General features: G+C 70.7%; 13 protein-coding genes. 4 read left to right on the plus strand and 9 right to left on the minus strand.

All coding sequences use genetic code 11. The annotated features are described in order from the left end of the window. Positions 1-490: 490 nt before the first annotated feature. Positions 491-1,057 carry a DJ-1/PfpI family protein gene (locus tag OG202_RS19740; RefSeq protein WP_326582371.1) on the plus strand — a complete coding sequence of 189 codons (567 nt, stop codon included), beginning with the start codon at positions 491-493 and terminating at the stop codon, positions 1,055-1,057. 19 nt (positions 1,058-1,076) lie between these two features. Here the strand turns inward: OG202_RS19740 and OG202_RS19745 are convergent, their stop codons facing one another. From OG202_RS19745 to OG202_RS19755, 3 genes are all read right to left on the minus strand, one after another. Continuing rightward, positions 1,077-1,745, minus strand: coding sequence for an HAD family hydrolase (locus tag OG202_RS19745; protein ID WP_327729429.1), 669 nt, complete (start codon positions 1,743-1,745; stop codon positions 1,077-1,079). A 140-nt stretch (positions 1,746-1,885) separates the two neighbouring features. Next, the gene (locus OG202_RS19750; RefSeq protein ID WP_328223223.1) at positions 1,886-2,335 is read right to left on the minus strand and encodes a hypothetical protein; all 450 of its coding nucleotides are present in this window, start codon (positions 2,333-2,335) and stop codon (positions 1,886-1,888) included. 56 nt (positions 2,336-2,391) lie between these two features. Next, the gene (locus OG202_RS19755) at positions 2,392-2,907 is read right to left on the minus strand and encodes a DUF6912 family protein (protein WP_326582368.1); all 516 of its coding nucleotides are present in this window, start codon (positions 2,905-2,907) and stop codon (positions 2,392-2,394) included. Positions 2,908-3,269: 362 nt separating this feature from the next. Here OG202_RS19755 and OG202_RS19760 point away from each other — a divergent pair, with 362 nt between their 5' ends. Next, on the plus strand, positions 3,270-3,791 hold the full coding sequence (locus tag OG202_RS19760; protein ID WP_327729427.1) for an Rv3235 family protein: 522 nt from the start codon (positions 3,270-3,272) through the stop codon (positions 3,789-3,791). A gap of 382 nt (positions 3,792-4,173) precedes the next feature. Here the strand turns inward: OG202_RS19760 and secA are convergent, their stop codons facing one another. Next, on the minus strand, positions 4,174-7,020 hold the full coding sequence (gene secA, locus OG202_RS19765) for a preprotein translocase subunit SecA (RefSeq protein ID WP_326582366.1): 2,847 nt from the start codon (positions 7,018-7,020) through the stop codon (positions 4,174-4,176). Between the two features lie 300 nt (positions 7,021-7,320). Here secA and OG202_RS19770 point away from each other — a divergent pair, with 300 nt between their 5' ends. Both OG202_RS19770 and OG202_RS19775 read left to right on the plus strand, forming a co-directional pair. Next, positions 7,321-7,890: a GNAT family N-acetyltransferase gene (locus tag OG202_RS19770; RefSeq protein ID WP_326582365.1), complete on the plus strand. Its 570-nt coding sequence runs from the start codon at positions 7,321-7,323 to the stop codon at positions 7,888-7,890. A gap of 465 nt (positions 7,891-8,355) precedes the next feature. After that, positions 8,356-9,573, plus strand: a complete 1,218-nt coding sequence (locus tag OG202_RS19775) for a winged helix-turn-helix domain-containing protein (protein ID WP_328223224.1) — start codon at positions 8,356-8,358, stop codon at positions 9,571-9,573. A gap of 76 nt (positions 9,574-9,649) precedes the next feature. On the opposite strand, the gene OG202_RS19780 is transcribed toward OG202_RS19775, so the two are convergent. From OG202_RS19780 to mtrB, 5 genes are all read right to left on the minus strand, one after another. Then, positions 9,650-10,399 (minus strand): response regulator, encoded by a 750-nt coding sequence (locus OG202_RS19780; RefSeq protein WP_239754909.1) that lies wholly within the window; start codon positions 10,397-10,399, stop codon positions 9,650-9,652. A 206-nt stretch (positions 10,400-10,605) separates the two neighbouring features. Further along, positions 10,606-11,298, minus strand: coding sequence for a ribosome hibernation-promoting factor, HPF/YfiA family (gene hpf / locus OG202_RS19785; RefSeq protein ID WP_405894237.1), 693 nt, complete (start codon positions 11,296-11,298; stop codon positions 10,606-10,608). A 315-nt stretch (positions 11,299-11,613) separates the two neighbouring features. After that, on the minus strand, positions 11,614-12,408 hold the full coding sequence (locus OG202_RS19790; RefSeq protein WP_327729425.1) for a ComF family protein: 795 nt from the start codon (positions 12,406-12,408) through the stop codon (positions 11,614-11,616). A 529-nt stretch (positions 12,409-12,937) separates the two neighbouring features. Further along, the gene (locus tag OG202_RS19795) at positions 12,938-14,764 is read right to left on the minus strand and encodes an LpqB family beta-propeller domain-containing protein (protein WP_326582361.1); all 1,827 of its coding nucleotides are present in this window, start codon (positions 14,762-14,764) and stop codon (positions 12,938-12,940) included. Then, a complete protein-coding gene (mtrB, locus tag OG202_RS19800) occupies positions 14,754-16,826 on the minus strand; it encodes an MtrAB system histidine kinase MtrB (RefSeq protein WP_326582360.1) in 2,073 nt (690 codons plus the stop codon). Before mtrB ends, OG202_RS19795 begins: the two co-directional genes overlap by 11 nt.

The following is a 16,826-nucleotide window of genomic DNA, read 5'->3' on the forward strand; positions in this document are numbered from 1 at the left end:
GGCACCCGGCAGAGGTGTGACGCTGCTCTCGGCGCCGTCCGCCCCATGGGTGCACCCGGCGTCCCGGGAGCCTTCGTGGCTCCCTCCCGCCCGCGAGGACCAGCGACCGCCGCCCGGCCACGGATGTAGTCCGTGCTCACCGGGCGCAGGGCAGGGACGAAGGCGTCCCCGCGAGCTATCGCGCTGATCACGCCACAAGGCTATCCCTCCGGACGGGGGGCACGTCATGAGCCGTATGTGTACAAAACCGGGGGTCGAACTTTGACGTTCTGCACAGTGCCCATCGCGCACTTTTGAGCTTACCTCCGCGCAACCGAGCTTATACGCGCTTTCACCGCACCCCGAATCCGCACACCCCCTTGGCAAACCCGCACCCCGGATGCACGTTGCCCAGGAAGCCATAGCCTGACGAAGGAAGCCCTGGCGGAGGACGCGCCGACGCCGGCTCGCGCCCGGCCGCGTCCGCCGCACTGCCGAGGGGAGCCCCACCATGACGCCCAAGATCCTCATCGTGACCGGCGACGCGGCGGAGTCGCTGGAGGTCCTGTACCCCTACCAACGCCTCCGCGAGGAGGGGTACGACGTCCACATCGCCGCCCCCAGCCGCAAGAAGCTCCGCTTCGTCGTCCACGACTTCGAACCGGGCTTCGACACCTACACCGAGAAGCCCGGCTACACCTGGCCCGCCGACCTGGCCTTCTCCGAGGTCGACCCCGGCCAGTACGTCGCCGTCGTCGTCCCGGGCGGCCGGGCGCCGGAGTACCTCCGCAACGACCCCGAGCTGCGCAAGATCCTCAAGTCCTTCTTCGACACCGACAAGCCGGTCGCCCAGATCTGCCACGGCCCGCTGCTCACGGCCGCCGTGGACGCGCTGCACGGCCGCCGCGTCACCGCGTACCCGGCCCTCGAACTCGACATGCAGGCCGCCGGCGCCACCTTCCAGGACGCCGAGACCGTCGTCGACGGCACCCTCGTCTCCGCCCGCGCCTGGCCGGACCACTCCCGCTGGATGCGGGAGTTCCTGACCGTGCTGCGGGCGAAGGCGCCGGTGACGTGAGAGGGGAGGGGGGAGGGGGTTACGCCGCCAGCCGCTCGGCCTCGGCGACGGCCTCCTCCAGGGTGTCCACGACGGGCACGCCGACCCCCTCCAGGCTGGCGCGGCCGTGGGAGCCGCCGGTGTAGAGCACGGCCTGCGCCCCCACATGCCGGGCGGCGACCGCGTCATCGGCGGCGTCCCCGATCACGACGGTCCGTCTCGGTTCCACGCCCACGAGCCGGCGCAGATGCCGCACCATGTGCTCGGTCTTGCTGCCCCCGGAGGGACCGGTCCGCCCGTCGACCCGGACGAAATGCGGCTCGATCCCGAACCCCCGGACCAGCGGAACCAACTCCTCGTGCACATACATGCTGAGGATCGACTGGCTGCGCCCCGCCGAAAGCCAGTCCGTGAGCAGCGCCGGCACGCCTGCGGTCAGCCCACAGGCCACCCGGTGCTCCGCGTAGTACCGATGGAAGACCACGTCCATGGCCTCCCACTCCTCGTCCGTGGGCAGCCGCCCGATCAGCCGCTCGTAGAACTTCGGCACCGGCACGCAGTACAGCTCCCTGTACCGCTCCAAGGTGATCGGCTCGATCCCCAACTCCGCGAACGCCGCGTTCGTCGCCCCGATGATCGCCTCGTTGTCATGGAACAACGTCCCGTTCCAGTCCCAGACGATATGCGCCCCGACTCCGTGCTTCCCCATACCCGAAAAGGTACCCCCCACCACCGACAACCCAACGGGGGCCGCACACCGCCGCCCACGACCAGACCCCGGACCCGACTCCGCACCCGGCCCTTACGGCCAGCCGCGACGACCGCGCCGGCCACCGCGGCCACGGGCAGTCACGGCCGCCACCTCAGCCGCCGCAACTGCGAGCGCCGTCTCAACCGCCGTACCGGCCAGCAGCCGCGAGCGTTGCCTTGGCTGCCTTGGCTGCCTTGGCTGCCTTGGCTGCCTTGGCTGCCTTGGCTGCCTTGGCTGCCTTGGCCGCCGTGGCCGCCGTAGCTGCCGTGGCCGCCGTAGCTGCCGTGGCCGCCGTAGCTGCCGTAGCTGCCGTAGCTGCCGTAGCTGCCGTGGCCGCCGTAGCCGCCGTAGCCGCCGTGGCCGCCGTGGCCGCCGTGGCCGCCGTAGCCGCCGTAGCCGCCGTAGCCGCCGTAGCTGCCGTGGCCGCCGTAGCTGCCGTGGCCGCCGTGGCCGCCGTGGCTGCGGGCAATCGTGCCGCTGGGGCGGCACGGGTGGGCGCAGCGGCACCCGGCGAGCGCCGGTACGCGAAACCCGTCCCCGCCCGGCACCAGCGGAGGGCGCCGCGCACCAACCCCGCCGGAACCCTCGGCCCCGCCGGGGACGCTCAGCCCCCCAACCCCACCAGGTTGGGAATCTCCTGCGTCGCATACCACAGCAACTCGTGATCGTCCGCCCCGTCCACGATGAACTGCGCATCGTCATCCCCCTGATCCGCCGCCCCCAGCGCATCCGCGGCCTCCCCCACCTCCCCCTCGGCCTCGAGCGAGTCGACGTGCACAGCCGCGGCCTTGCTCAACGGCACCGGCCCAGCCACCCGGACCTCCCCGAGCGCCACCGGATCGAGCCCCCGGTCGGGGTCGGCCACCGCATCCCGGTCCGCCACATCCACGGCCACGACAACCCTCCGCCGAGCAGCCGTCGGATCCACGGCCACCAGCCGCAACGACGCGAGCGCCGCCCGGTTCAGCGCCGCATACTCCAACTCCTCGATGTCGTCGGACAGATACCACTCCCGCAGAGCCGGCGTGACGGCGTACGCGACGAACGCCCCCTCCCCCAGCTCACCCGTCTTGTACGCCTCGGCGAGCCCGGGAAGGGTCAGGGGGACGTAGACGCGCATGGCAGGCCGCTTTCGTAGTCGTGATCTCGGAGCGTTTCGGCGGTTCGTCCGGCGATGCGTTTCGGTTCGTCGCAGAGGTTCCGCGAAGCCTCCGGAGGGCCTTCAGGATACGTGCGGGCGTCCCCTTTCGAGTCCCCGCCCGCCCCTGCGGACGCGTCCACCCCAGGCCCGCCACCTCACCCGGTCCACCCCCGCCCCGCCGGGCCCGACCCCCCTCCCCATCACCCTGATAGGTGAACTTCTCGCGGCCCCCGACAGAGCCCCACGCTCCCTTGCGACGGCCCCCTCCGGTCTCGTACAAGATCCCCATCGCCAAGTTACCGACTGGTACTCACGGCCTCACCGACGAACGGGGATCTCCGATGAACAAGGTCATGACCAGGACCAAGCGCCACCCCGGCAGCCGCCCACCCGTCCGCCACGACACCCGCCGCCCCGGCCGTACGCCGGCCCGCACGACTCCGGGTGGCGGCCGCCTGTCCACGCCCCGGTTCCCGGCCCCCACGCCCCCGGCCCCGGCCCACAGCGGACCCGTCCCCCAGCCCCGCCCCACCGACCGTTTCGCCGACCTCCTCCTCGCCGTCCTCAGCGGCCGCCGCCCCGTCCACAGCATGCTGCGCCACACCGCCGGAAGGGCCTACGACGAACTGGCCTGGCTGGCCGAACGCGGCCCCCTGCGCACCCCTCACGGCGCCCACCCCGTCGTCCGGGACATCGGCTACTACGTGGCCGGCCCGGGCGCCCTGGAGGTCTTCGCCCGCATCGGCGCCGGCGACCGACTCCGCGCCATGGCCTTCCGCCTGGAACACGGCCCCGACCACCGCTGGCGCTGCACGGCGGTGGAACTCGGCGGCCCCAGGCTCCCCCACCCGACCGACGACTGAGCCCCGCCCGCACCCGAAGAACCACCCCACCCGCGCGGCCGTACGTCCTGCCCCCTCAGCACCCGCACACGGCCGCGCCACCCCCGCAGCCGACCAGCCCCCAGCATGCCGTGGCCACTTGCCCGCCATGCCCGACTGCCCACCTGCCCACCTGCCCACGAGCCGCCGTACGCGCCTGAACCAACGCCCGGCGTCTGAACCGACGCCCGGCTCGCCCACCCCACCCGCAACGCACGAAGGGCCGGACACCCGAAGGTGCCCGGCCCTGTCACAGCCTCACGGCTCGTGTCTCACCACTCGCCCCAGCGGAGCGCCCTCGCGGAGCGCCCTCGCGGAGCGCCCTCGCGGAGCGCCCTCGCGGAGCGCCCTGTGGGGGTGGCCCTCACTTCTTGCGGCGGCGGCTCGTCTTCCCCTGCTGCTTGCGGCGCTCCGCACGGGTGAGGCCGTCGGCCTCGGAGCGGATGGGCTCGTCCTCGGGGAGGTCGCCCTCGACGATGCCGCCGTCGCCGTCGACGGTGGGCGCGGAGAAGTGGAGACGGTCACGGCGCTGCGGTGCCTCCAGACCCTTCGCCCGGATCTCCGGCCGGGACGCACCCGCCTGCGCCGGCACCGCGTCGTTCTTGTCCAGGGACGGCTTCGTGTCCTCGACCGGAACCTCCTCGACCTGCTGCTCGACCTGGACCTCCAGGTTGAACAGATAGCCGACGGACTCCTCCTTGATGCCCTCCATCATGGCGGTGAACATGTCGAAGCCCTCGCGCTGGTACTCGACCAGCGGGTCCTTCTGGGCCATCGCACGCAGACCGATGCCCTCCTGGAGGTAGTCCATCTCGTAGAGGTGCTCGCGCCACTTGCGGTCCAGCACGGAGAGGACGACCCGGCGCTCCAGCTCACGCATGATCTCGGAGCCGAGCTGCGCCTCACGCGCCTGGTACTGCTCGGTGATGTCGTCCTTGATGGACTCGCCGATGAACTCGGCGGTCAGCCCGGCCCGGTCCCCGGCGGCCTCCTCCAGCTCCTCGACGGTGACCTTCACCGGGTAGAGCTGCTTGAAGGCGCCCCACAGCCGGTCGAGGTCCCACTCCTCGGCGAAGCCCTCGGCGGTCTCGGCGGCGATGTACGCGTCGATGGTGTCGTCCATGAAGTGCTGGATCTGCTCCTGCAGGTCCTCGCCCTCCAGGACGCGGCGGCGCTCGCCGTAGATGACCTCGCGCTGCCGGTTGAGAACCTCGTCGTACTTGAGGACGTTCTTCCGGGTCTCGAAGTTCTGCTGCTCGACCTGCGACTGGGCGGAGGCGATCGCGCGGGTGACCATCTTGTTCTCGATCGGGACGTCGTCCGGCACGTTCGCCATGGACATCACGCGCTCGACCATCTGGGCCTTGAAGAGCCGCATCAGGTCGTCGCCCAGGGAGAGGTAGAAGCGGGACTCGCCGGGGTCGCCCTGACGGCCGGAACGACCGCGCAGCTGGTTGTCGATACGACGCGACTCGTGCCGCTCGGTGCCGAGGACGTAGAGCCCGCCGAGCTCCTTGACCTCCTCGAACTCCGCCTTGACCGCTTCCTCGGCCTTCGCGAGGGCCTCGGGCAGGGCGTGGGCCCACTCCTCGATGTGCTCCTCGGGGTCGAGGCCGCGCTGACGCAGCTCCGCCTCGGCGAGGTCGTCGGGGTTGCCGCCGAGCTTGATGTCCGTACCACGGCCGGCCATGTTCGTGGCGACGGTCACGGCGCCCCTGCGGCCGGCCTGGGCGACGATCGTCGCCTCCCGGTCGTGCTGCTTGGCGTTGAGCACCTCGTGCTGGACGCCGCGCTTGCTCAGCTGCTGGGACAGGTACTCGGACTTCTCGACCGACGTCGTACCGACGAGGATCGGCTGGCCCTTCTCGTGCTTCTCGACGATGTCGTCGACGACCGCCTCGAACTTCGCGACCTCGGTGCGGTAGATCAGGTCGGACTGGTCCTTGCGGACCATCGGCCGGTTCGTCGGGATCGGGACGACACCGAGCTTGTAGATCTGGTGGAACTCGGCGGCCTCGGTCATCGCCGTACCGGTCATGCCGGACAGACCGGGCTGTTCCTTGCCGTTGTGGTCGTGGCGCTTGTAGAGGCGGAAGAAGTTCTGCAGGGTGATCGTGGCGAGCGTCTGGTTCTCGTCCTTGATGTCCACCCCTTCCTTCGCCTCGATCGCCTGGTGCATGCCCTCGTTGTAACGGCGGCCGGCGAGGATACGGCCGGTGTGCTCGTCGACGATCATGACTTCGCCGTCCATGACGACGTAGTCCTTGTCCTTCTTGAAGAGCTCCTTGGCCTTGATGGCGTTGTTGAGGTAGCCCACCAGAGGGGTGTTCACCGACTCGTAGAGGTTGTCGATGCCCAGCCAGTCCTCGACCTTGGAGACGCCGGACTCGTGGATGGCGACGGTGCGCTTCTTCTCGTCGACCTCGTAGTCCCCGGTCTCCTCGATGCCCTTGAGGGGGTTGCCGGGCTCGCCCTTCTTCAGGCGCGTGACCAGCTTGGCGAAGTCGCCGTACCACTTGGTGGCCTGGTCGGCCGGGCCGGAGATGATCAGCGGCGTACGGGCCTCGTCGACGAGGATGGAGTCGACCTCGTCGACGATCGCGAAGTTGTGGCCGCGCTGGACGAGCTCGTCCTGGGACCACGCCATGTTGTCGCGGAGGTAGTCGAAGCCGAACTCGTTGTTCGTGCCGTAGGTGATGTCGCACGCGTACTGCTCGCGGCGCTGGGCCGGCGTCATGTTGGCGAGGATGCAGCCGACGCTCAGACCCAGGAACTTGTGGACGCGGCCCATCATCTCGGAGTCGCGCTCGGCCAGGTAGTCGTTGACCGTGATCAGGTGGACACCCTTGCCGGACAACGCGTTCAGATACGCGGGCAGCGTGCCGACGAGGGTCTTGCCCTCACCGGTCTTCATCTCGGCGACATAGCCGAAGTGGAGGGCGGCGCCGCCCATCATCTGCACGTCGTAGTGGCGCTGGCCGAGTGCGCGCTTGGCGCCCTCGCGCACGGTGGCGAACGCCTCGGGGAGCAGGTCGTCGAGGGTCTCACCGTCGGCGTACCGCTGCTTGTACTCCTCGGTGAGGGCGCGCAGCTCGGCGTCGGAGAGGTCGACGAAGTCCTCTTCGATGGAGTTGACCTGGTCCGCGATGCGGTGCAGCTTGCGCAGGATTTTGCCTTCGCCTGCACGCATGAGCTTCGAGAGGACGGACACGGGGGCTTGTCTCCTTGCCGGTCGGGCCTGGGACGGTCGGTTTCAATGACAGTTGGCAGTTTTAAATCACAGCTTGAGCAACGGCCATCGTAAGCGAGGACCCCGCCGTGCAGGGAGGTCTGGCAGTGACAGCTACCAGGACAACGGGCGGGCGTTGCGGTTGGTGCCGCGTTCCGTCCACGAAATGCGCGAATTGTGAACACCTCCTCACGCACCGCGCCCTCGCACCATCTCCCCGCCGTCCACAGAACAGCCTCAATCGGGATGGTGCCCTTCCGCTCCGCCGAGCAGAATCGCCCGATGGAACCCGTCACCCTGACCACCGAGCGCCTGCTGCTGCGCACCGTGGACCGGCGCGACACCGACACGGTGTACGCGGCTGCCCAGGACCCGGACATCCAGCGCTGGACCACGATCCCCTCGCCGTACTTGCGTGAGCACGCGGAGGGTTTCGTCGAGCAGGCCGTGCCCGAAGGCTGGGCCACCGCCTCCATGTTCACCTTCGGCCTCTTCCTGGCCTCCGGCGAACTGGCGGGCATGCTCGGCATCACCATGCGCTCCCTCGGCACCGGCGAGATCGGCTTCTGGGCCACCAGGGAGCATCGCCGCAACGGCTACATCACCGAGGCCACCCGCGCCGCCGCCCACTGGTCCTTCACCACCCTCGCCCTCGACCGCCTCGAATGGCGCGCCGAAGTGGGCAACACCGCCTCCCGCTCCGTGGCGGAACACACCGGCTTCACCCTCGAAGGCACCCTCAGATCCGCCCTCAACAACAACGGAGTCCGCCGCGACTGCTGGATAGCCTCCTTGCTCCCCTCAGACCTGGGCCTACCGTCTCCGGCGCCCTATCTACCGGCACGCCGATAACCCATCCCGCTCCGTGACCATGCCATCCGGCATCCGAGCACGGGGCACACCATCCAGCCCGCCCGGCGTCCGAGGACGAGGCCGCGCCATCCAGCCCGCCCGGCGTTGAGGACGAGGCCGCGCCATCCAGCCCGTCCGGCGTCCGAACACAAGACCACGCCATCCAGCCCGCCCGGCGTTGAGGACGAGGCCGCGCCATCCAGCCCGTCCGGCGTTTGAGGACGAGGCCGAAGGCCGATGGGGGTCTGGGGGCGCAGCCCCCAGGAGGGGCCGGGGTCGAAGGGGCAGCGCCCCTGGGATGGGACGGGTAGGGGCGGCTGGGGCGAAAAAGGCACGGCACCCCACCCGATCCGGGCACCGCACCCGCACCCGCACCGACACCGGCGCCCGCGCCCGCCCCCCGCCTCCACACCCAACCCCGCAGCTCACCCCCCGCTGTCAGTCCCCTCCCCTACCCTGCGGAGCATGACCTCCCTCCCGCGCCCCACCACAGAACTCACCGCAGACGAGGCCCGCCGACTCGCCCTCCGGGCGCAGGGCTTCCTCGGCGCCCCGGACCGCAGATCCGGCGTCCGCGGCGTCCTGCGACACCTGGGCGCGGTCCAACTCGACACCATCTCGGTCCTGGCCCGCTCCCACGAACTCATCCCGTACGCCCGCCTCGGCGCCGTAGGCCGCACCACGGTCGACAAGGCCTACTGGACCACCACGTCCACCACGTCCACCGCATCCACCGCATCCACCGGCGCGCAGCCTGCACGCCCCCACGCCTTCGAGTACTGGTCCCACGCCGCCTGCATCCTCCCCATCGAGGAATGGCCCCACTTCGCCTTCCGCCGCCGCGCCTACCGAGCCCGCCCCCACTGGAACCACCAACTCCCGGACGACGCCTACGACCGCGTCATCAAACAACTCCGCGCCGAAGGCCCCCTCACGGCCACAGAGCTGGGCGGCGCGAAACGCACCAGCGAATGGTGGGACTGGTCCGGCGAGAAGGTCGCCGTCGAGCGCGCCCTGATGTACGGCGAGGTGGTCTGCGTAGAGCGCCGCCGCTGGAAGCGGGTCTACGACCTCGCCGAACGCGCCGTCCCGGACACCCTCCTGCACGACGAGCTGGACGACACGGAGTGCGTGCGCCGTCTGGTCCGCCTGGCCGGCGAGGCCCTCGGCGTCGGCACCCGCGCGGACATCGCCGACTACCACCGCCTCAAGGGCGAGCAGTTCGACGCGGTGGTCGCCGACTCGGGCCTGGTCCCGGTCACCGTGGAGGGCTGGGCCAAACCCGCCTGGGCCGACCCCGCGGCCCTGGCCACGCCCCCGCGGGGCCGCCACCGCACCACGCTCCTGTCCCCGTTCGACTCCCTCGTCTGGGAACGGGCCCGCACGGAACGCATCTTCGGCTTCACCCACCGCCTGGAGGCGTACGTCCCCAAACAGAAGCGCGTCCACGGCTACTTCGCGATGCCGGTCCTGTCCGGCGGCCGGCTCGTCGGCCGCGTCGACCCCGCTCGCGACGGCCGCACCCTCGTCGCCAAACAGGTCACCCTCGACGGCCCCAAGGCGATCCCGGCGGTGGCCCAGGCACTCCTGGAGGCGGCGACCTGGGTGGACTGCACGGACGTGCGCGTGGAGCGAGTGGACGCTCCCGAACTACGCGATCCCTTGGTCCGCGCCCTGACGTGACCCACCGGCCCAGCGACCCGAGGAACCGAAGATCCGGGGACTCGGGGGCTCAGGGACTCGGGGACCTGGGCCCGGCCTAGCGGATCTCGAGGATCTTCTCCCGCATCGCGTACACCACGGCCTCCATCCTGGAGTGCAGCTGCAGCTTCTCCAGGATGTTGCGCACATGGTTCTTCACGGTGTTCTCGGAGATGAACAGCTCCTTGGCGATGTCCCGGTTGTTCATACCGGTCGCCACGAGCTTGAGCACTTCCAGTTCCCGGTCGGTCAGCCGCGGCGCCGGCACGAGACGCCGCTCGTCGGTTCGCTGGATCATCGACTTGAACTCGGTGAGCAGTTTCGACGCCATGGAGGGGCTGATCTGCGACTGCCCGTCGGCGACCGCGCGAATGGCCGTGGCCACCTCGTCCGTGGAGATCTCCTTGAGGAGATAACCGGTCGCCCCCGCCTTGATCGCATCGTAGAGGTCGGCCTCCTCGTCGCTGATCGTCAGCATGATGATCTTCGCGCTGGGGGCCACCTCCTTGATGGAGGTACACGCCTCGATACCGCCACGCTTGGGCATCCGTACATCCATCAGCACGATGTCGGGCAGCAGATCCGCGGCCTTGTCGACCGCCTCCGCCCCGTCGCCGGCCTCGCCGACGACCTGGATGTCCTCCTCGGCGGCGAGCACGATCTCCAGGCCGCGGCGGAAAAGCGCGTGGTCGTCCACGACGAGAACGCGGATCGGTTCCTTGCGCGGGGAGCCCGCGGCGGAGCCCATGCCGACGGAGCCGTCATCGGCATCCTCGTCACGCATCGGTCCAAAACTGCTGTCCGCCATCGTTCCTCCCCCTGAAGGCCGTGGCCTGTGTTTCTGTGCCATCGCCAACCCAAGGCAACGGACCGCCGGTTGGGGCCGGTTCAGCCATGATTTCATGCCTGGCCGACGCTGCGGTGACAGAGCGGGCCACAAGGGGTCGCACACCGGTGCCCCCGGGGGGCGCACAAGCCCTCCAGGGGCACCGGCTCAGCTGTCACCCGGCGCGGTCAGCCGCCGAGCGCGCCACCCGCGGCGTCCCCATGCGCCTGGGCGACCATCGGGTCCGTGCTGAGGTGGATGACGCCGTAGTCGTAGGCGTGCCGCCGGTAGACGACACTCGGTTCCTTGGTCTCGGAGTCGACGAAGAGGTAGAAGTCGTGCCCGACCAGTTCCATCTCGTAGAGAGCCTGGTCGAGGGTCATCGGGGAGGCTACGTGGGTCTTCTCGCGGACGATGAGGGGGCCTTCGCCCTTCACCTCCAGCGAACCGATCTTCTTGGTGGGCACGCCGTCCGGCTGCTCCTCGTCGGCGACGTATCCGTTGCCGTTGAGGGTCGCCACGCCGGGGACGTGGTCGGCGACCTCCGCGGCCGTGAGCCTGCGCGCGCCTCGGCGCGTGTAACGCTTGTCGTGCTGCTTGCGCAGCCGGGCTTCCAGCTTGTCCGCCGCCAGGTCGAGCGCCGCATACGGATCGCTTGCCGCTGCCTCGGCCCGGATCACCGGCCCGCGGGAGTGGAGCGTGATCTCCACTCGGTCACTGCGGTCGGCCTGTCGGGGGTTGGGCTCCTTGGACACCTCGACGTCGAGGCTGATCACCTTGCCGTCGAGCTTCTGGATCTTCTCCAGCTTCAGCTTCTCGGCCACGTGCTTGCGGAACCGCTCGGGCACCTCGGTCTTGCGGCCCTTGACGACGATGTCCACGCAGAACTCCGTTCCCGGATCACTCCGCTCCAATGGCGGAGCATCTCCCTTGTGCACCAGGTTCCGGTGGCTCCCGGAACCGCGGACTCGGTGACTTCCACCTCCTCCTCCCCCGTGGACAAGATCTCCACCCCACCGGCACGGGGTGATTCAGAAAACCCGCAGCACAGCATTCGGATATGTGGTGAACGGCCGGGGCCATTCCCTCACAACCGAACATATCTCGCCCGGACGGATGTCGTCACCCTCTACCGGGACGTACCTCCGTTCAGGTGAATTGACCCTCTCCTTACCTGCAACGATGCAAGATCTCTGTCAGTTCCGGTTTATTTGGAAAGAGTCGGGCGGCGCGGCGACCACCGCCGCGCGGATCCCGTCTCCGCCGCCGTCCACGTCCACCATTCCCGTTTCCCCTTGTGTCCACCTCGCCTCCTTTGCCATTCGTCGTGCGTCGAACTCGCCCGGCGCGGCCGCCCAGCCGTCGCGGGCCTCCCGCACCGCCCGTGCCGCCTCCGCGAGCGAGGCACCGGTGGTCATCAGGTCGTCCACGAGCACGACCACACCACCGCCCAGCAGCCGGGCACCCCCGGCGGCCACCTCCAGGGCGCCCGCGAGGTTGCCCAGCCGCTGCCGGGAGTCCAGCCCCGACTGGTCGGCCACCGCACGCCGCTGCCGCAGCACCCCGGCCACCCGGGCCGACGTCCCGGTACGCCGCAGCTCCCCGGCCGCCGCGAGCGCGATCCGCCGCGCCGGGTCGTGTCCCCGCGCCCGCACCGCCCGCCGCGCGGACGGCACCGGAACCAGCAGCACCGGCCCGTCGCCACCGCCCGCCCGTACGGCCCCCGCCAGGGCCGTGCCGAGTGGTCCGGCGAGCGCCAGCGCCCCCCGTTCCTTGTGTGCGATCAGCGTGGCCCGCACCGCGTCCTCGTACGGCGCCGCAGCGTGCACCACCGGCAACCCGGCAGGCTCCGGCACCGGTCGCACCCGGCACGGCGCGGCCCCGGTCAGCGCCGCGCGGCACTCCGGGCAGAGCACCGCGCGAGACCTCCCACAGCCTCCGCACTCGGCCGGCAGCACCAGATCCGTGAGGTCCTGCCACCACCCCCGCATGCCCACCACTGTGCCCACGCATGCGGAGCGCCGCCACCCCTGTGGACAACCGCCTGTGGACAACTCACCGGAACCGCAGAAGGGTTGTCACCCACACGAACGACGAGTGCCCGAAAAAGCCCGAGTGCCACCACAAAAAGACCGGCCGGCACCCTCGACTCCCGTTTCCCCGTCGACGCCCTGCCCGTTTGACCTGCCACGCCCGCTGCCGGAGCCGGAGTCACGAAAGCCCAGGGAGGTACAAACTCCGCTCGGCGGGAGGGGCCTGCGGGAGGGCCTGCGGGAAGGGCCGGACCGACCGGACCACGGCCGCCGCCGGCCACAGACGGACAAGCGGGGCGACACCCGGCACCCCCGGCCACCGCCCCTTCGACGTCCGCCCACCGCAGCGGCCCGCCGCGGGACACCCCCGCGGAGCCCTCCCCCAGCGGCACCACACGCACCACACGCACCACACGCACGGCACGTCCGGCACGCACCGGCCGCACCCACCCACGACCAGGCCCACCGCACGCATCGCCCCGGGCCCTCACCCGGGATAGACCGGCGCCGACCCTTCCTTGACCACCGTCTGCCACTGCTCCCCCGGGGACAGCCTGACGATCCCATCGGCCGAGTGCGCGACGAGCGGCTGGCTCTCGTCCTCGGACGCGGCGATCTCCTCCACACCGGTGAGCGCGGAGGGCCCGGAGCCCGGCGTCGGGGAGCCGTCGACCCGGACGTACCGCATCTGCTGCACGCCACCCTGTTCACGCCCCACGACCACGAGTTGGCTGTCGCCCGCCCACGACATGGCGGTGACGTCCTCCAGGTCCGGTGTCACTGACCGCAGCTCGACGATCGAGACGGTGGTGCTCTCCGCGTCGGCGTCCCGCTCGATGCGCCCGATGTACAGCGCCCGCTTGCCCTCGTTCTCCAGGATCAGCGCGACCCGCACCCCGTCGGCGGCCACCCGCACCGCCTCGATGCGTCCCTCGAGGCGGGGCGTCCTGACCTCCAGCGGCTCACCCATGCCGTCCGCCAGGACCAGCAGCCGGGGGTTCTTGGGGTTCCGGTCGGCCACCCACAGGTCGCCCCGCCCGTCCCAACTGGGCGTCGTCAGCCGATCCTTCGCGGTCGCACCGGAACTGCGCAGCGCAGGATCGCCGAGCGCGCCACCGGCCGTCAGCGGCGTCACGTAGAGCTCGCTCCCGTCGGCCGACACACCGGCCGCCCGGTCCTCACCACGCGACACGGCAGCCGACCGCAGCTGTTCCTGGCCCTCACCGAGCGCGCCGGGAACGGCCGTCGGCGTGGTCACCGCGTCCCGCTCGGACAGCCGTACGAGCTTGTGGTCGCCGTCGATGAAGTACTCGTACACCGCTCTCTTGCCGAAGCCGTGCGAGGCGACGATGCCGGCCTGGCCCTCAACGAGCTCGCACAGCTGCGCGCCGGTCGATCCCTGCAGCTCCACCTCGTCGACACCCGTGGGCATGTAGTCCTGGAGGGTGAAGAGGAGTTGGGCGGCCATCTCCTTGCATCTGCTGTCCGAGACGCGGTCGGCCTTCTTGTTCAGCGGCACGACCAGCCTGTTCTGGTCGTCGGGGGTCAGCGCCCGGGTGCCCTTCCGCAGGGCCGTACCGGAGGGGAAGCTCGTCCTCGCGACCGGGTTGAGCCAGCTGGTGGGGCCCTTCAGGAGGTCCCGGACCACCTGGGTCACCGGATCGACCTGGCTGCGCACGTAGACCGGGTCGGCGACCGTCCCCGGCTCACCGGACTGCGCGGCGGAGGTGAAGTAGTACTTGTTGATGGACTTGTAGTTGCGCTCGAAGTCGGACCTGCCGAGCACCACTCCCGGCGGCAGCGCGTCGATGCGCCACTGCCGGGTGTCCTTCACGCGCGTGAGGTGCACGGTCCGGCGGTACTCGCCGCCGGTGGGCGCGTACGCGTGCTGCCCGTCCACCAGGGCGACCTTGTCGCCGGACAGCACGTACCGGTATTCGTCGGCCTCCGGCCCGTCCCCCGTGACCTGGGTGTACGGGGTGGGCGCCTCGGCGAGGACCGTGGTCGACTCGCCCGGCTCCCAGTTCTTGAGCGCGTCACCGGTCAGGTATTTGCGAGCCGTCTCGTAGTTCAGGTCGTCACTGGTCAGGGCCTCCAGGAAGCCCTGCACGATCTCCCGCGGCTCGGCGTCCTCCGCGGGCGGCAGCGCGAAGACCCGCACCTTGGCGTCCTGCCTCGGCGTGGACTCGACATCACGCATGTCACCGTTGTCCGGCATCGAGGCGCACCCCGCCAGCAGTACGGCACCGATGCCGACACAGGCCGTCGCCCGCACCGGACGCCTGCGGCCGCGTTTCGCGCGGTCAGCGCCCACGGAATGCCTCCCCCTGCTCGTGCTGCCGCTCCGCATCGCTCGCGGCCCTCTCCTCGGCGCGCCCCGCGCCGTCCTCGGGCCGCGCGGACGCTGCCGGGGGCGGCGTCGAGGGCGGCAATCCGGGCCGGGGCACCACGCGCGCGCCGTTGCCCGGCAGCGCCGTCGGATCGGCCGTCGGAGCCTGTCCGGCGCCCGGCCGGGGCCCTATGGCCGTCCTCGCGGCACCGTGCTCACCGGCCTGGACCGGCACCGTGGCGAGCTTGCCACCACCGCCGAGCGGCAGACCGGCGTCGTCGAGGCCACGATGGCGCCGGGAGTCCCTTGGCTCCAGGGGTATCGGGGAGCCCCGCAGCGGCTCGTCCGCCGTCCTCGGCAGGGTGAGCCGGAACTGCGAGCCGCCGCCCGGCTCGCCCCACGCCTGCAGCCAGCCCCCGTGCAGCCGGGCGTCCTCCAGGGCGATGGACAGCCCCAGTCCCGTACCGCCGGTCGTACGCGCGCGTGCCGGATCCGCCCGCCAGAAACGGCTGAAGACCCGGGTCGCCTCGCCCGGCTTGAGTCCCACCCCGTAGTCCCGCACCGCGACCGCGACCGCGCCGCCCGCCGCCGCGAGCTTGACCACGACGTCCTTGCCCTCACCGTGCTCCACGGCGTTGACCACCAGGTTGCGCAGCACCCGCTCCACTCGCCGGGCGTCTGCCTCGGCCACGACGGGCTGCTGGTCCCCGAGCACCCGTATCCGCGTCCCCTTGCGCTCGGCGAGCGGCTCGGCCCCGCTGACGACCTTCCGTACGACCGCCCGCAGGTCTATCGGCTCGGCCTCCAGGGCCGCCGCGCCCGCGTCGAACCGGCTGATCTCCAGCAGGTCCGCGAGCAGCGACTCGAACCGGTCCAGCTGATCGGCGAGCAGCTCGGCCGACCGCGCGGTCACCGGGTCGAAGTCCACGCGCGCGTCATGGATGACGTCCGCCGCCATCCGTACGGTCGTCAGCGGCGTACGCAGCTCGTGCGACACGTCGGAGACGAACCTCCGCTGCATCCGCGACAGGTCCTCCAACTGCTGGATCTTCAGCTGGAGGTTCTGCGCCATCTTGTTGAAGGCCTCGCCGAGCCGTGCGATGTCGTCCTCACCGCTGACCTTCATCCGTTCCTGCAGCCGCCCGGCGGACAGCCGCTCGGCGATCCCGGCCGCCATCCGCACCGGCGTCACGACCTGCCGCACCACGAGCCAGGCGATGGCCCCGAGCAGGACGACGACGAACAGCCCGGCCGTCGCCAGCGTCCCCTTGACCAGGCTCAGGGACTTCTCCTCCTGGGTGAGCGGGAAGAGGTAGTACAGCTGGTACGACTTGCTGTTGGGGTCGCTGACCTGCTTGCCGATGATCAGGGCCGGCTGGGGATCCTGGCCGTTGTCGTAGTAGATCCGTGTGTAGCTCTGAACCGCACTGGTGCCGTCGTCGACCCGCTCACGCAGCTCCACAGGCACACTGAGGTCCCATTGCACGCCCCCGGAGACCCGGGGTCCGAGGCCGCCGTCGGCGGAGGCGGGGCTGAGCGTCACGACGTCGAACGCGCCCTGGCCTCCGCTGGAGAGCGAACTCACCAGGTTGGTCATCCACTCGCTGACGTTCTGCACGCGGTCGCCGTCCGGCTCCGCGCTCTCGTTCCCGGCCGCGCTCGCCTCGCTGTCCGCCTTCTGCTCGGCGACCGTGAAACCTCCGGTGGCCTGGCTCTGCGAGGCCTTGACCTTGGCGTCCAGCAGTCCGTTACGGACCTGCCCGATGACGACGAAGCCCAGCAGCAGCACGACGCTGAGGGACATCAGCAAGGTCGTCACGACGATCCTGAGCTGGATGTTGCGCCGCCACAGCCGCATCACGGGCAGCAGCGGGCGGCGCACCCAGCGCATGAACAGCCTCAGGACCGGGCTGCCCTGGACTCCGCCCTGCAGCAACCCGCCCTCCAGGAGACGCCCCCAGCGGGATCCCGACGACTTCCGGCCGACAGGCCGCTCCGCGCGGGTCCCCGGCTGGCCGGGCGCCGAAGCGGCACTGTCACCGGACAT

Source organism: Streptomyces sp. NBC_00310 (assembly GCF_036208085.1).
In the GTDB taxonomy this organism is placed as follows: Bacteria; Actinomycetota; Actinomycetes; order Streptomycetales; family Streptomycetaceae; genus Streptomyces.

Coding starts and splice junctions, on each gene's coding strand:
- OG202_RS19775 (WP_328223224.1), top strand. CDS start 8,356: ATGACCTCCCTCCCGCGCCCCACCACAGAACTCACCGCAGACGAGGCC.
- OG202_RS19745 (WP_327729429.1), bottom strand. CDS start 1,745: ATGGGGAAGCACGGAGTCGGGGCGCATATCGTCTGGGACTGGAACGGG.
- OG202_RS19770 (WP_326582365.1), top strand. CDS start 7,321: ATGGAACCCGTCACCCTGACCACCGAGCGCCTGCTGCTGCGCACCGTG.
- OG202_RS19760 (WP_327729427.1), top strand. CDS start 3,270: ATGAACAAGGTCATGACCAGGACCAAGCGCCACCCCGGCAGCCGCCCA.
- OG202_RS19790 (WP_327729425.1), bottom strand. CDS start 12,408: ATGCGGGGGTGGTGGCAGGACCTCACGGATCTGGTGCTGCCGGCCGAG.
- OG202_RS19780 (WP_239754909.1), bottom strand. CDS start 10,399: ATGGCGGACAGCAGTTTTGGACCGATGCGTGACGAGGATGCCGATGAC.
- OG202_RS19740 (WP_326582371.1), top strand. CDS start 491: ATGACGCCCAAGATCCTCATCGTGACCGGCGACGCGGCGGAGTCGCTG.
- mtrB (WP_326582360.1), bottom strand. CDS start 16,826: ATGTCCGGTGACAGTGCCGCTTCGGCGCCCGGCCAGCCGGGGACCCGC.
- OG202_RS19755 (WP_326582368.1), bottom strand. CDS start 2,907: ATGCGCGTCTACGTCCCCCTGACCCTTCCCGGGCTCGCCGAGGCGTAC.